The sequence below is a fragment of the Paenibacillus sp. JJ-223 genome, assembly GCF_927798175.1.
Lineage (GTDB): Bacteria > Bacillota > Bacilli > Paenibacillales > Paenibacillaceae > Paenibacillus > Paenibacillus hubeiensis.
On the sequence record NZ_CAKMMP010000014.1, the window covers coordinates 77241 to 90927 of the forward strand.

17 protein-coding genes are annotated in these 13687 nt (G+C 51.8%); 1 reads left to right on the top strand and 16 read right to left on the bottom strand.

Annotated features, from left to right (window positions below; translation table 11 throughout):
* Position 1: 1 nt before the first annotated feature.
* From L6H98_RS22700 to mtrB, 4 genes are all read right to left on the bottom strand, one after another.
* Positions 2 to 721, bottom strand: coding sequence for a demethylmenaquinone methyltransferase (locus tag L6H98_RS22700; RefSeq protein ID WP_236419795.1), 720 nt, complete (start codon positions 719 to 721; stop codon positions 2 to 4).
* An 11-nt stretch (positions 722 to 732) separates the two neighbouring features.
* The gene (locus L6H98_RS22705; RefSeq protein WP_236419797.1) at positions 733 to 1593 is read right to left on the bottom strand and encodes a heptaprenyl diphosphate synthase component 1; all 861 of its coding nucleotides are present in this window, start codon (positions 1591 to 1593) and stop codon (positions 733 to 735) included.
* 100 nt (positions 1594 to 1693) lie between these two features.
* The gene (locus L6H98_RS22710; protein ID WP_236419799.1) at positions 1694 to 2245 is read right to left on the bottom strand and encodes a hypothetical protein; all 552 of its coding nucleotides are present in this window, start codon (positions 2243 to 2245) and stop codon (positions 1694 to 1696) included.
* Between the two features lie 211 nt (positions 2246 to 2456).
* A complete protein-coding gene (gene mtrB, locus L6H98_RS22715; protein WP_236419801.1) occupies positions 2457 to 2678 on the bottom strand; it encodes a trp RNA-binding attenuation protein MtrB in 222 nt (73 codons plus the stop codon).
* A gap of 166 nt (positions 2679 to 2844) precedes the next feature.
* Here mtrB and L6H98_RS22720 point away from each other — a divergent pair, with 166 nt between their 5' ends.
* Positions 2845 to 3000, top strand: a complete 156-nt coding sequence (locus L6H98_RS22720) for a hypothetical protein (protein ID WP_236419804.1) — start codon at positions 2845 to 2847, stop codon at positions 2998 to 3000.
* Positions 3001 to 3088: 88 nt separating this feature from the next.
* On the opposite strand, the gene L6H98_RS22725 is transcribed toward L6H98_RS22720, so the two are convergent.
* The 12 genes from L6H98_RS22725 to plsY all read right to left on the bottom strand — a co-directional run bounded on the left by L6H98_RS22725 (position 3089) and on the right by plsY (position 13685).
* Positions 3089 to 3361, bottom strand: coding sequence for an HU family DNA-binding protein (locus L6H98_RS22725; protein ID WP_236419806.1), 273 nt, complete (start codon positions 3359 to 3361; stop codon positions 3089 to 3091).
* A 216-nt stretch (positions 3362 to 3577) separates the two neighbouring features.
* The gene (locus L6H98_RS22730) at positions 3578 to 4564 is read right to left on the bottom strand and encodes an ABC transporter permease (protein ID WP_236419808.1); all 987 of its coding nucleotides are present in this window, start codon (positions 4562 to 4564) and stop codon (positions 3578 to 3580) included.
* Positions 4554 to 6077, bottom strand: coding sequence for a sugar ABC transporter ATP-binding protein (locus L6H98_RS22735; protein WP_236419810.1), 1524 nt, complete (start codon positions 6075 to 6077; stop codon positions 4554 to 4556). The genes L6H98_RS22730 and L6H98_RS22735 overlap by 11 nt, the downstream gene beginning before the upstream one ends.
* 128 nt (positions 6078 to 6205) lie before the next feature.
* Positions 6206 to 7303, bottom strand: a complete 1098-nt coding sequence (locus L6H98_RS22740; protein ID WP_236419812.1) for a sugar ABC transporter substrate-binding protein — start codon at positions 7301 to 7303, stop codon at positions 6206 to 6208.
* A gap of 217 nt (positions 7304 to 7520) precedes the next feature.
* Positions 7521 to 8999, bottom strand: coding sequence for a stage IV sporulation protein A (spoIVA, locus tag L6H98_RS22745; RefSeq protein WP_236419814.1), 1479 nt, complete (start codon positions 8997 to 8999; stop codon positions 7521 to 7523).
* Between the two features lie 386 nt (positions 9000 to 9385).
* Complete coding sequence (locus L6H98_RS22750; RefSeq protein ID WP_236419816.1) at positions 9386 to 10165, bottom strand: hypothetical protein; 780 nt, start codon at positions 10163 to 10165, stop codon at positions 9386 to 9388.
* A gap of 62 nt (positions 10166 to 10227) precedes the next feature.
* The gene (locus tag L6H98_RS22755) at positions 10228 to 10578 is read right to left on the bottom strand and encodes a 2Fe-2S iron-sulfur cluster-binding protein (RefSeq protein ID WP_236419818.1); all 351 of its coding nucleotides are present in this window, start codon (positions 10576 to 10578) and stop codon (positions 10228 to 10230) included.
* An 11-nt stretch (positions 10579 to 10589) separates the two neighbouring features.
* Positions 10590 to 11207: a hypothetical protein gene (locus L6H98_RS22760; RefSeq protein WP_236419820.1), complete on the bottom strand. Its 618-nt coding sequence runs from the start codon at positions 11205 to 11207 to the stop codon at positions 10590 to 10592.
* Between the two features lie 92 nt (positions 11208 to 11299).
* On the bottom strand, positions 11300 to 11479 hold the full coding sequence (locus tag L6H98_RS22765) for a DUF2768 family protein (RefSeq protein WP_236419822.1): 180 nt from the start codon (positions 11477 to 11479) through the stop codon (positions 11300 to 11302).
* 163 nt (positions 11480 to 11642) lie between these two features.
* Positions 11643 to 11918, bottom strand: coding sequence for a stage VI sporulation protein F (locus L6H98_RS22770; RefSeq protein ID WP_236419824.1), 276 nt, complete (start codon positions 11916 to 11918; stop codon positions 11643 to 11645).
* 110 nt (positions 11919 to 12028) lie between these two features.
* Positions 12029 to 13069 (bottom strand): NAD(P)H-dependent glycerol-3-phosphate dehydrogenase, encoded by a 1041-nt coding sequence (locus L6H98_RS22775; protein WP_236419826.1) that lies wholly within the window; start codon positions 13067 to 13069, stop codon positions 12029 to 12031.
* Positions 13062 to 13685: a glycerol-3-phosphate 1-O-acyltransferase PlsY gene (plsY, locus tag L6H98_RS22780; protein WP_236419827.1), complete on the bottom strand. Its 624-nt coding sequence runs from the start codon at positions 13683 to 13685 to the stop codon at positions 13062 to 13064. The genes L6H98_RS22775 and plsY overlap by 8 nt, the downstream gene beginning before the upstream one ends.
* Positions 13686 to 13687 lie beyond the last annotated feature (2 nt).

Here is a 13687-nt window from a genome sequence, read left to right on the forward strand (position 1 = left end):
GCTAATTCTCCTTGGTCCCAATATGCAGTGCCGCGATGCCTCCGGTTAGGGGGTAGGCCTGCACTTTCTTTAATCCGGTTTCTTCGAAAATGTGCGCCAGTTCCTTTCTTCCCGGAAATAGCGCCAACGAATCCGGCAGCCATTTGTATTGTTCGTAACGCTTGGCAAACAACTTGGCAAGTCTCGGCAGCACCTGTTCGAAATAAAAATAATAAATGCCCTTGAACGGCTGCCAGGTCGGCTTCGACAATTCAAGGCACACAACCATGCCGCCCGGTTTCGCGACGCGCTTCATCTCCGACAGCACCTGTCTCAGGTCTGGCACGTTGCGCAGCCCGAAACCGATGGTGACATAATCGAACGAATTATCTTCGAAGGGGAGCGACATGGCGTTTCCCTGCACAAGCGTGATCTGATTCTGACGATTTGCAGCGTTCACTTTTCCCTGCCCGACCTGAAGCATGTTGTTGCTGAAATCCAGGCCGTGCATGTGCCCCGTTTCACTTGCCTCCGCCATGGCAAGGGTCCAGTCGCAAGTACCGCAACAAAGGTCCAGGCCGGTATCCCCTTTTGACATGTTCATTTTTTTCATCGTGAACTTGCGCCAGGCCTTGTGCCTGCGAAAACTCAAAATGTCGTTCATGATGTCGTATTTCCCGGCGATGCTCTCGAATACCGAATGGACGAATTCCTCTTTCGGTTTTGTCTCTGCGTTACCCATTCGTCTCCCCCTCAATTCTCCCCCGCTGCCGCGCGCGAAGGCTGCAAATAGGCCAGGTAAGGCTCAAGAATCAAATGCACTTCCTCAAGCCCATGCTCTTTTGCGTCGTCCTGCAGCAGCAGTTGCACGCGGTTCACGGCACTGCGAAGCTTGTCCAGCAAAATGTCCTCGACCCGATGTTTTTTCAGCATGTTGCTCCGAACGTCCGGTGCCGGGTCGGATTGGCGCAGTGCATGCCGTTCTTCGTTGGACCCTTGCTCATATACATGCCAGAAGGCATAACTGTGAACAAAATGGCCGTCGTTCAAACGATGCAGCTCCGTCACGATCGTTTCACAGCGGCTAAACTCCTCAAGCAGGCATTCCCAGATCTTGCGATCCCCGGATTTGATCATATGCCCAAATGAAAGAAACAGCTGCATTTTCAGCTGCACCGTTTCACGCATGTATTCATCAGCAGAAACGAAAAATTTTTGCATCCGTGCATACAAACTCATCTTGCGAACATTGACTTCGGAAACCGCCCCGCTGAGCTTGCCGATCATCTCGATGCGCCCCGCATGGGCAAGGAGTTGATAGAAGCGGCTGCTTAAATAATCGCCGGCAAGCACATTCAGCTGCCTGGAGCGCATTTCCTGCTCTTTGCGTTCCCCGGCATCCGTATCGATCAGGTCATGCGTATCCATGGCCAATTGAACCAGCGACGTGGCGAGAGCGTACAGCTCGTCATGTCCCCTTTCATCCGTCCTTCCCACAAAAACCTGAAGCAGGCGCGCACGGCTATCCGGGAATGGCGGTATTTCCGTGTGCCGTCGAATCATGTCGTATTCGGTATATTTTTTTGCTAGTTCAGGTACGCGGTATGAATTCATTTTCAGCCTCCGAGCCTTTCATTGTAAAACCCATTCTGCACTACAATCTTATATATTATAGCATATGTTTCTTCGGCACGCACTGAATCCTGACATTCATTTACCCTTGATTTGCCCTTTCGAATTGCTTCTTCCACAATGCCGTTTCCATGATATGGAACCATTCCTTCAAATTATCCGACAGCTTGGGGCTTGACCAGCCGCGCAGTTCGCCGATGGCACTTTCGGGCCATTGATTGCGCCGAATATCCGCAGCCAGCAGCAGATGCCGTTGACGGGTCCATTCGTCCTCGGCCAGAACGCGGAGCAGCACCTGCTCCACGTTGGAGAAACCACCGAAAGACAGTTCGGCAACGTCTGCCATGCTGCCATAAATTTTTTGATATCCAATATCGGTGCCTGTGACCTTCAGGTCCAATTTCAATATCGATTTATCCCATTCTACTTTGGCGATCGGCGCAGCCAGCTGCATCGATGCCAAGGCGTCCACCAAGTTGTCCTGCGTAAGCTCGCGCGGCTGCTGGGCCGCGGTCACGGGCCGGGCATGCTCTCCTCCCAGCGTGCGATGCTGCATGGACTGCAAAGCCACAAGCAAAAAGACGGCCGCAAAGGTTGCCAGAACCGAAGCAGTTACGATCAACCGCGGTTTCATATATGCCTCCTCGTCCCTACATGATAGTGTAGTCTGTCCAGTAAAGGCTCATACCTCATTGTACAACGAAAAAAAGCAGGCTATGCCTGCAATTTTCATCATTTTTGAAAGGTCAGAACTCCATCGTTCAGGTCGCTGAGCATACAAGGAAAACATGATGCATACCTGTGTCGATCCTTTGGAAAATCAGGATCTTAATACGCTTCTGTCATTACTCGGACTGAAGCTCGCCATGCTTGGTGATCAACGTGGCTTTGCCGCGGATTTTAATCGCCGAGGTATGGTTCGTGAACTGGGCAATCATGACCTCACCCTTGTCCAACTTCTCGGTGTGGTGGAAACGCGTGTCCTGTCCACGGGTCAACCCGATGACCTGCACGCCGTTCTCCTCTGCCTTGATAACGATATAATCACTACCGGTTGGATGGTCCATGGCGTAACGTCCCCTCTCTCCTGGTTCAATAGCGTTAATGATGGGCAACAACGATTCATTTGTCAACCCGTTGCTTGCCTTTCTGGAATCTCGTCGTTTTGGAGCGATGCAATTCTCCCCCCAAGGGCATACTACGATCAGCCTCAAAGGGAAAGGAGCAAACGACATGAAATATGACCCTGCACCGCTTTCGGAAGAACATGTTCACAAGCTTCGGGAGCTGGAGCGGCAATTCACCGAAGTTACTGGCGAACCGCTGGTTCTGGTAGCTTATGCTCCGCAAGCCGAAGACAAAAGCAAGCTCCCCGATTCAGGCCGCTGAAGGCTCTGCGCGGACGGATTCAAAGGCAAAAGAAAAGGCCGTGAACAAGTCACGGTCTTTTTGCTGGCATATGGAATATGTAGAAATCTTATTTAATTCCGTCTTTGAGCGCTTTGCCTGGTTTGAACGCAGGAATTTTGCTCGCAGGAATTTCGATTTCTTCCCCCGTTTGCGGGTTGCGTCCTTTACGTGCAGAACGCTCGCGCACTTCGAAGTTCCCGAAGCCCACCAATTGCACCTTGTCTCCGTTCTGCAAAGCCTCGGAGATCGCTTCGAATACGGCATCAACCGCTTTCGTTACATCCTTTTTGGACAATTCAGTCGCTTCGGCCACGTGGTTAATCAGGTCCGATTTATTCATTATTTTCACCTCCTGGATCAATATCCTGAATGTTATACTGTGTTTCCGTTTTATAGCGAAATATACGTTCATCCGCAAAAAATGTCAATCCCATCTCTGCTTCACAAACGAAAATCTGCGCTTCCGGTAGACAGTCATTTCCGGCAATGAGATCGCCTGAAATCAATCATTTCAGGCGCCGAACAAATTTTATACTAATACAGACAGCCCACAATTTCAAGTGCGGTTGCGGTTCAGTACGTAAAATGTAACAGCCAAAGCCAGCACGAGTACGCCGCCTTTGACGATATCGTGAGCAAAATACTGCACGTTCATCATGGTCAAACCGTTGACCAGCACGCCAATCAGCACCGAACCGATAAATGTACCAATGACATTGGGTTTGCCGGCTCCGAATACCGAAAAACCGACAAATACGGCAGCTACGGATTCCATCAGCAGCGGCGAACCGGCATCGATCTGGCCCGACCCTACCTTGGAAGCGTACAGAATACCGCCAATCGCGGCAAACACGCCGGCTGCCACATAAGCAAGCGTCCTCACCTTTTTCACTTTGATGCCCGAAAGTCTGGCCGCTTCTTCATTGCCGCCCGTCACATACATCTGCCGTCCATACTTGGTATACGTCAGGAAAATGTGCACGCCAACCACCGCGATGATCAGCAGAATGACCGATATCGGCATGCCGAGCCATTTGCCCTGCCCAAGCTGCAGGAAAGTCGGATCCATCTCGCCTGCAGCCTTGCTGCCGTCGGGGAACTGCATATGATTATAAATGGTATACCCCTGAGCATACGTCTTGTGAATGCCGCCGATGATATACATCATGGCCAGCGTGGCGAGCAAGTCCGGGATGCGCAGTTTTACAATCAATAGTGCATTCAGCAGTCCGATTATCGCCCCAAGCACCAGCGGGACAATGATAACGACCGCGAGCGGCTGTTGATACCAAATCATGAGCGAGGCCGTGACTACCGTCGTCAATGAAACTGTAGCGCCTACGGACAGATCAAAACCGTCCACAATGAGAGATAAGGTTACGCCGATCGCAACAAAGGTTACGATTGAGATGGAACCTAAAATATCCGTCATATTGCTGTACGTAAAAAAATAAGGCAGGCGTATGCCAAAAAAGGCTATAACCGCAATAATAACGATAATCGCTCCGTATCGGAACGCGAAATCCATAGTTTTATCCTTCATGTCGCACCTCTTGTCCACCGCTTGCGTAATATAGCAGTTGTTCTTGATTGGCTTCTCCCCGCTTGAAATGCTTCACGATCGTTCCTTCGCACATGACGGCGATGGTATCTCCGATGCCCAGCCCTTCGTCCAACTCGCAGGTAAAATAAATGATGGCTTTGCCGGCTTGCGCCAGTTCGTTGATCAACTTGAAAATATCGCTTTTGGCGCCGATGTCCACGCCTTTGGTCGGCTCGTCGAAGACGAACACTTCCGCATCCGTATTCAGCCATTTGCCGATCGCTACCTTCTGCTGATTGCCGCCGCTTAAATATTTGACCTCCTGGCGCACCGAAGCCGTTTTGATGCCAAGCTGAGCCACCAGGGATTCCGCATTTGCCCGTTCCTGCTTCCGGCTTACAAAACCCAATGTGCTAAGACGACCAAGCAAGGGCAAGCTCAAATTCCGTTCCACATTTTCATGGATCAGGATGCCCTGCTTGCGGCGTTCCTCGGGAACGGAAACGATCCCTGACGCCGCTGCGTCAGCAGGCTGTGATAATCGCAGCTTTCGCCCATCCAAAAAGATTTCGCCTGCCTCGAGCTTGTCCGCTCCGATAAGCAGCCTCGAACACTCCGTTTTACCGGCTCCGACCAGGCCGACGACAGCAAGCACTTCACCCCTTCGGACCGAAAGGTCCACCCCTTTAACTTTGAGGCCTCGACGCAATCCTCTGGCCTCCAACAGCACTTCTCCCAGCGGCACTTCCGTTTTGGGAAATTCCTCGTCAAAGGTTTTGCCCAGCATTTGCCCCACCAGGTCGTGAATCGTCACCTCCTGCGCATTGCCTGTGAACACATGCTGCCCGTCCCGCATGACCGTTACACGGTCACAGTGAGCGGTAACCTCGACCAATCGGTGCGTAATGAAAATGCAGGCGACACCGCGATCCTTCAAATGATGCACGATCCGGAAAAACGCATCCGTCTCTTCTTGGCTGAGCGGGGCTGTCGGTTCGTCAAAAATAATGACTTTGGCGTCCTGAACCAAAATTCTCGCCAGCAAAATCATCTGTTTTTCCGCAAGCGTGAGCTCGGCTACTTTTTTGTGCAAATCGATGCTTGCCCCAAGCTGTTTCAAAACTTCCCCGGCCCGCTGCTGCTGCTTTCGCGGACTGCTCCACCACCCCCGCGAAGAGGATGCCAACTGATCCAGCATAATATTCTCCGCGGCAGTCAACTGAGGCACCAGCGCGGCATCGACCTCTTGATACACGCAGTGGATTCCGTTTGCCTTGGCATCGCCTGGCGAAGTCAGCCGAAGACGTTGCCCATTCAGCGTGATCGAACCGCGATCCATCTGGTACGCGCCGGACAACATTTTCATCAGCGTGCTTTTTCCGGCTCCGTTGGCGCCAAGCAATGCATGGATTTCCCCGCCCCGGACGGAAAAATCAACGTCCTTCAGCGCAGGCACGCCCGCAAATTGCTTGCTGACCTGTTCCATTTGAAGCAAAATTGGCGCATCTGTCATGATGCTTAACCTCCTATCGCCTATGGCTCCCATAAGGAGTCTTTCTTTATTGTGAATTTTTCATCTATTGAACTTGTCATATATGATTGAAAAAAACGCGCCTTGCGGCGCGCTCCTGTTACGCTGCTTTATTTCGCAGTGATGCCATATTCCTTCATCCAGTCCTTGATGCCCTGCGTGCTTCCGCCCCAGCCCTCCACGTATTCGGACAGCTCCGAAGTAGAGATTTGCTGATCAGGCAGCGCATCACGCTGCACATACACGGGATTCAGCACGACCTTGTCCTCGGTCTCGTCCCCGTTCAGCTTCTGGTAGGCGTAACGGACCTGGACGCGCCCGATGTCTGTCGGGTCTACGGCCGCGGAGGCCACCCAAGGATTTTTCGGATCCTGAATCATTTGCAAATCCTCGTCGCTCATATCGATGCCGTATACTTTAATTTCGTCGCGGCCTGCTTGCTGGATCGCACGTGCCGCTCCTTTGGCAAACTCATCCCAAGCGGCCCATACCGCCGTGATCTCGCCTTTAGGATATTGTTTCAGAATGGCTTCCATTTTGGCCTGCGTATCCAGCGCCGGGTTTTGCGCGGAACCAAACGTTGCGATTTCCTTGATATCCGGATTCGCTTCCATGAATGTTCCGTATGCCAGCTGGCGCCGCTCCATTGGCGCAAATCCCGCCACCCAAACTTTAACGATGTTCCCCTGGCCGTTGATATCCTTCTTCATCTGTTCCAGCGTCAGCTCGGCCATTTTTTGGTCATCCTGGGACATTACCGTGGCACCAGGGACGTTGATGTCTGCATCAAAAACGACGATCGGAATGTTTTGTTCCACTGCCTTTTTGACGCCGGGTTCCAACAACGCATCGCCATGGTCTGTCAGGATGGCATCGAATTTCTGATTGATGGCGCTGTCCAGCAGCGAGACCATTTTCGCTTTGTCGTTATCCGCCACGAACGTGGTCAGCTCGCCGCCGAATTTCTCGATTTCTTCCTTCACGCCCTGTACGTATTGCTGCGAAAAGGTTCCCGTATTAAACTCCATGATCAGTGCGATGCGTTTCCCGCTTAACGGCCCCGTAACCGCTTCGGTTTGAGGCTTGTCCCCTTCAGTCCCAGACGCTGTGGTCGAAGCCGGTTCTTTTTTGATTCCGCATGCGGATAGAGCCAGTGCAAGCACCAATACAAGCCCGAACCATGCCCATTTTACCGTTTTCGTTTTCATGTCTATATCCCCCTGTTCTCACTCGCTGTGTGACCTGGATCACAATAGTTGAGTATTAATATAACGACTAATTCCAAGCATGTAAATAGGTTTTAGTAATTTAAAGCTAGAAACCACTACATTTTTTCTTTTCACACTCTTTCATATCCAGTACAACCAAAATCATGAAACGAACGACAAAAAAGATCGCAAGGATCATCCTCGCGATCTTTTCGACTTACAGTATGATGGCAATCAGTCCACCCGAGCCTTCGTTGATGATACGGCCGAGCGTTTCCTGGAGCTTGTAGCGGGCATTGTCCGGCATCATGGCAATTTTGCCCTGGATCCCCTCCCGCACGATCGAATGCAGGGAACGGCCAAACATGTCTGAATCCCATACCTTGATCGGATCGTTCTCGAAGTCCTGCATCAAATATCTGACGAGTTCCTCGCTCTGCTTCTCTGTACCGATAATCGGCGCGAATTCGGACTCCACGTCGACGCGGATCATATGAATCGACGGAGCGGTCGCCTTCAAGCGAACGCCGAACTTCGTGCCTTGGCGGATCAGTTCCGGTTCATCCAGTGCCATCTCGGCGAGAGATGGCGCCGCAATGCCGTATCCGGTCGTTTTGACCATTTCGAGCGCTTCGGCGAAGCGATCGTATTCTCGCTTGGCATGGGTGAACTCCTGCATCAGCTGCAATAAATGGTCTTTGCCCCGGATTTCGATCCCGACGACTTCGTATAGGATTTGATCGTACAGCTCATCCGGAGCGTACAAGTCGATTTCCGCCACGCCCTGCCCCATGTTCATGCCGCTGAGGCCCGCACGGTCAATGAATTCATACTCCATGAATTGCGACACGACGCGGTCCACGTCCCGCAATCTGCGGATATCTTTGACGGTGTCGCGCACCGAGTTTTCATAGTTGCTGCGCAGCCAGTGGTTCTCATTCAGCACCATGACCCAGCTGGGAAGGTTCACGTTGACTTCATGCACCGGGAATTCGTACAACACTTCACGAAGAACTCCCGTGACATCATCCTCCGTCATCGTCGCCGCGCTGAGGGTCATGACCGGAATGTCGTACTTGGCCGCGAGCTCGGAACGCAGCTGCAGCGTTTCGTCGCTGCGAGGACGCGTCGAGTTGATGACCAGGACGAACGGTTTGCCCACTTCTTTCAGTTCGGCAATGACCCTTTCTTCGGACTCGACATAGGAACTGCGGGGAATTTCCGCAATCGTGCCGTCCGTAGTAACGACGACGCCAAGCGTCGAATGTTCCTGGATCACCTTGCGCGTGCCGATTTCGGCCGCTTCCTGGAACGGAATGGGCTCTTCGAACCAAGGCGTGGAGATCATTCTTGGCCCGTTTTCGTCTTCGTAACCTTTGGCCCCTTCCACAGCATATCCTACGCAGTCGACGAGCCGAACATTGACTTCCAGCCCTTCCGTCACCTTAATCTGAACCGCGTTATTCGGCACGAATTTAGGTTCGGTCGTCATGATCGTTTTACCCGCAGCGCTTTGAGGCAATTCATCCACTGCCCGTGCGCGATCCGCTTCATTCGTGATGTTGGGCAGTACGATCGTTTCCATGAAACGTTTGATAAATGTTGATTTCCCCGTCCGGACCGCGCCAACAACCCCGAGATAGATGTCCCCTCCGGTCCGCTCGGCAATGTCCTTAAAAATGTCCACTTTCTCCAATGAAATCCCCTCCCTAAAATACTCCGAAGGAAAAATGCTAAAGAGCATCCGCTTCGTTTTTTCAATCAGAAGACTGAAATCCCTGCAACGGTAGAGCCGCCTTTGTGAGTGCCCGGAAGTCGTCCGCCGCCGAACATTGCATTCTGATGAAACCGGTGAAAGCGGCGTTAACTCGTACATGCAATTGGACTAGTATCATCTTATGTATCCGTATGCAGCAATATGACGCGTTTTTTCATTTTTTGTCCAACCCCTTTTCGCGGGATTAAGGCCTCTTTTCGGAGTATGACGCCTTAATTTCAATCTACTTTATGAGACTGGTCGTGCTTTTATGCGAAATTAAAAAGAGATACCCCTAACACAGGAATATCTCTATCAGAATTGAATTATTCTATTAGTCTGGCAACAGGCGTATTATTCTCCCATACATAGGCTACCGATTTGACCGGAACAAAATAGGAATGCTCCAACAGGACCTCCCGGGCGTCTTCGGTCTCCGCCGGAGCTTTGCCCTCTTTCTCCACGGCCTGCATAATGTCAAAGGCATAGTCCACGTATACATTTCCCGCTTCATCCATGATGAACGGCAGCTCCTGACCGGAGTACACGCTGTTCAACTTCACTTCCGTTGTCTCAGGGCGCCCAGCCTTTTGCATATCCACCGCAAACAGTCCGTCGTACAGTTCTTCTCCTCTCGGCAGCTCATTGTTATGCTGTGCCTTGTATCGGTCCACCATCCGCTGCACGTCATTCACCTTCTGCACGGTTTGCAGATCCATGACCTTGACTGCAGGCTCCGTTTCTTCGTTTTGAATCAAAAAGTAAGCGCTGCCGCCATTCTCAAACGCGGTCACCGGGATATCTTCCAGATACCCTTGCTGCTTTAATTTGGATAAATCCACTCTGAATTTTTCATATTTCGGGGTGCTCATGTCCGCATTCAACATCGGGAGAACCCCCTGGTCCTGCTGAAAAGCCTCCACGGCATCCTGAATGCGGTTTACGCTTTCACGGTAAGCCGTTTTGGGCTCGGTAACAGCCTGGGAAGGGTACATGCATCCGCTCAAGGCAAAACCGCTCAGTATGAATAAAAGCATTGCAAAGGTCTGGCGCCCCAGACCTGACCTCCCATGACTCTTTGCATGTTTAATCCAATCGATGATCATGTGCACCCTCCTCGAATCTGATGCATGGCTTCGTGTATGCCCCTCTTCAATAAGTGAGACGTTTACAACCAATCGTCTTCTCGCCTTTGCCGTTCCAATTGTTTGCGGATCGCTGCCTTCAGCGGATCTTCAGGTACATGTACTTCTACATCATGTCGCACTTTTGCCTGACATGCCAAACGCGTTCCCTGTTCCAGCAGCATTCCCAATTTTCGCTTCTCTGCATCAGCCGGAGGCTCAAGCCCCTTGAGCTGTTCTGCATCTACCCTCACTTTGCACATCAAGCATGCGGCTTTGCCGTCACAACGAGTCGTTATTTTTATGCCTGCACGTCGCGCCGCACTTAGCAGGTTCGTGCCGGATCTGACCCGAATGCTTTTGTTTTGAGGCAGAAAAGTAACCGTCTGATCCATATGTCTCCCCCCTAAATGCTCCATGCAAAACCAATAAGCTCCTGCACCTGCTCCCGAAAAAGGTTTGTCCACACATTTTGCTTGCCGAGCTCATCCAGCAGCGGCTGGTGCTTTTGCGGTTGTTTTCGAATCGCTTGGGCTATCGGTTCATACCGATCGGCCCGGCCTCGAAGCAGGTTGAACAGCAATTCGTGCGCGAGGGGCATCAAATGAACATGATGCGAGCCCAACCGAACGGACGGCGCATGGAATGCAAGTACACGTTCGATTTCGGTTCGATACCAATTGTTGCGTGACCACATCTCAAATCCGCCGACCAGCTCCATTGCGCACGCTCCGACTTGATAATGGCTTAACAGGGAAGCGTAGGGTCCCGTTGTATCCACAGCAGGTTCGTCCAATTTCCGTCCAGGCGCCACGCCATGAAGTTGTTTTGCTGCGGCAATATCCGCATAAATATCAATATCCCTTGGAGCCTGATTCAGCTCTACTTCTTGCAACAGCAGCCCGCAGCTGCCTCCTAACAACCAGGTGTACGGTTGGTTGATCCAAGCCGCGGCCGTTTCCAGCAAAGCGGCGTGCAGATCAGGATATCGAGTCGTTAGACCCTCCGTTTCATGTGCTCCCATCCGTCAGCCTTCCCTTCTTCATCCGTATTCATTGTGCCAACTCCCATGATGTGCGTATGCGGATGCAATGCCGGGCATGTCAGGCATGGCCGTCAAATCAAGGCAGCCATTCCACCGATAAACCCAATCAGCATGACCAGAAACGCGATTAACGACAGTATGCCCCGTACAATGCCTTTGGTTCTGGCCCTTGCAAAAGTAATCAGGAAAACCGACAAGCCCATAATTAGAATGGCCACCAATGACAGCCACATCTTGTCCATTGCGCTCATGTTCAGCGTCTCCCCTTCGATCCGTCATTCATCACTGAAAGTGACAATTGCACACATTATATCATGAAACATCGCTCATCTTTCCAAAAAAAAGACAAAAAAACAAACCGGAATGATCCGGCCTGTTTTGTCTCGTAAAACGATCCGCGTACGCAGAATCGATTTATTGTTTTTTCATCATCATCTTCATCAAAGCTTCCATGTTGCTTGGGTTTAGTCCGCTCTTTTTGACTGCACTCACGATCTCCTTCACCGTATCTTCCGATACCGGAACCTTGGCCATGGCGGATACTTGCTTGATCAATTGGCGAAGCTGGGCCTCATTCTGCATCGTGGTTGGTTTAACCGTGCTTGCCAGTTTCTTGACGGCACCTTCCGTAATCGTTTTGCCCGTTTTTTTATTGATCGCTTTCAGTGCATCCTTGGAAATGTTGCTCATTCGTCTCCCCTCCTCCGGCAATACTCATGTGCATTATATGAGTCCACCAGGTAAAGGGTGAATAAGCTTCCACTACGCAGTCCGCGGCCCCCTTGTCTTATTCAGATCCATCAGGAATGCCATTGCTCCCACGTTTCGAGTTTCATGCTCTCCATCTCCGTTTTGGGATCCCTTCCCATCAATGCCTCAACCGCATCGCGGGGCTCCCGTCCTTGGAACAGAACATGGTACAGCTGATCGGCAATCGGCATTTGCACGCCGTACTTTTCGGAAATAAAATAGGCGGCCTTTGTGGTTCGAATCCCTTCGACAACCATGCCCATTGAGGCGAGCACGTCATCCAGCTTTTTGCCCTGACCCAGCAGCGAGCCAGCTCGCCAATTCCGGCTATGTTGGCTCGTGGCCGTGACGACAAGGTCGCCAACACCCGCCAAGCCGGAGAAGGTCAGCGGATTGGCTCCCATTTCAACGCCGATTCTCGTAATTTCGGCGAGTCCGCGCGTAAGAAGAGCGGCTTTGGCGTTATCGCCAAACTCCAGTCCGTCGGACATGCCTGCGCCAAGAGCGATGATGTTTTTGAAAGCCCCGGCAAGCTCCACGCCAAGCATATCCCGATTCGTATACACGCGGAAAAACGAGTTCATGAACAACGCCTGGGCAGCTTCAGCCGCTTTCTGATTCAGGGAGGCAACAACGACCGTTGTAGGGCAACGCTTCACCACTTCCTCGGCATGGCTTGGCCCTGACAGTACGACAATGTTTCCTTCCTCGCATTCCAGTTCCTCGGCGATGACCGTGGACATGCGTTTCAGCGACTCGGTCTCAAAGCCTTTGGTTGCATGGATAATTAACATTTCGGGTCGATAATATGCCTTAAGTTGGTGGGTCACCGAGCGCATTGCTGAAGACGGAGCTACGATCAACACCGCGGATGCACCTTCGACAGCCTCTGCCATGATCGTCGTCGCCCGAATGTTCGGCGGGAGCTGTGCGCCAGGCAAATAGCGTGAGTTCACATGCGTATCGTTAATTTCGGCAGCGTGTTCCTCGCTGCGCGTCCACATGACCACATTCAACTGGTTGGCTGCCAAAACGCTGGCAAGCGCGGTTCCCCAGCTGCCTGCTACGAGAACGGCAACTTTTTTAGACAACGCGTTTCCCTCCTCCGGCGCTTTTCGATCCCAATTTGTTTTCTTGTCCCTTCGCCAGCTTGACAATATTCGTACGATGCCTCCAGAAGGCGAAAAGGCAAATAATCAGGCTGCCCCAGAACATCGTCATGGAGTACCCGGGGAATACCAGAATGAAAATCGGAGTCAACGCCACGAAAATGAGCGAGCCGAGCGAAACGTAACGCGTGAATACGATGGAAAGGATCGCAATGATTCCCGCGCACAATGCGGGTGGAAAGGCCAATGTCGCCAATACACCGATCGCCGTGGCAATGCCTTTCCCGCCACGAAAACGGAAATAGAGAGGCCAATTATGCCCAGCAATTGCTGCGATACCTGCAAATGCAGGCGTCCACTCCGAACCGTTTCCAAGCCATATCCCAAGCCATACAGCCACAATCCCTTTGACCACGTCCAGCAACAGTACAAGAATGGCCGGGCCTTTGCCCAAGATGCGAAGTGTATTGGTCGCACCCGCATTGCCGCTTCCGTGCTGCCGAATGTCAATGCCCCGGATTGCTTTTGCCAGCAGGACACTAAAGCTGATTGAACCTAGCAAATAACTCAGGACAATCGCTGCGATTTGTAAGATCACAA

Coding starts and splice junctions, on each gene's coding strand:
- L6H98_RS22740 (WP_236419812.1), bottom strand. CDS start 7,303: ATGAAAACGAAAACGGTAAAATGGGCATGGTTCGGGCTTGTATTGGTG.
- L6H98_RS22720 (WP_236419804.1), top strand. CDS start 2,845: ATGAAATATGACCCTGCACCGCTTTCGGAAGAACATGTTCACAAGCTT.
- L6H98_RS22725 (WP_236419806.1), bottom strand. CDS start 3,361: ATGAATAAATCGGACCTGATTAACCACGTGGCCGAAGCGACTGAATTG.
- L6H98_RS22700 (WP_236419795.1), bottom strand. CDS start 721: ATGGGTAACGCAGAGACAAAACCGAAAGAGGAATTCGTCCATTCGGTA.
- mtrB (WP_236419801.1), bottom strand. CDS start 2,678: ATGGACCATCCAACCGGTAGTGATTATATCGTTATCAAGGCAGAGGAG.
- L6H98_RS22765 (WP_236419822.1), bottom strand. CDS start 11,479: ATGAGCGCAATGGACAAGATGTGGCTGTCATTGGTGGCCATTCTAATT.
- L6H98_RS22755 (WP_236419818.1), bottom strand. CDS start 10,578: ATGGATCAGACGGTTACTTTTCTGCCTCAAAACAAAAGCATTCGGGTC.
- L6H98_RS22710 (WP_236419799.1), bottom strand. CDS start 2,245: ATGAAACCGCGGTTGATCGTAACTGCTTCGGTTCTGGCAACCTTTGCG.
- L6H98_RS22735 (WP_236419810.1), bottom strand. CDS start 6,077: ATGACAGATGCGCCAATTTTGCTTCAAATGGAACAGGTCAGCAAGCAA.
- L6H98_RS22770 (WP_236419824.1), bottom strand. CDS start 11,918: ATGAGCAACATTTCCAAGGATGCACTGAAAGCGATCAATAAAAAAACG.
- L6H98_RS22705 (WP_236419797.1), bottom strand. CDS start 1,593: ATGAATTCATACCGCGTACCTGAACTAGCAAAAAAATATACCGAATAC.
- L6H98_RS22730 (WP_236419808.1), bottom strand. CDS start 4,564: ATGAAGGATAAAACTATGGATTTCGCGTTCCGATACGGAGCGATTATC.
- L6H98_RS22750 (WP_236419816.1), bottom strand. CDS start 10,165: ATGATCATCGATTGGATTAAACATGCAAAGAGTCATGGGAGGTCAGGT.
- L6H98_RS22760 (WP_236419820.1), bottom strand. CDS start 11,207: ATGGGAGCACATGAAACGGAGGGTCTAACGACTCGATATCCTGATCTG.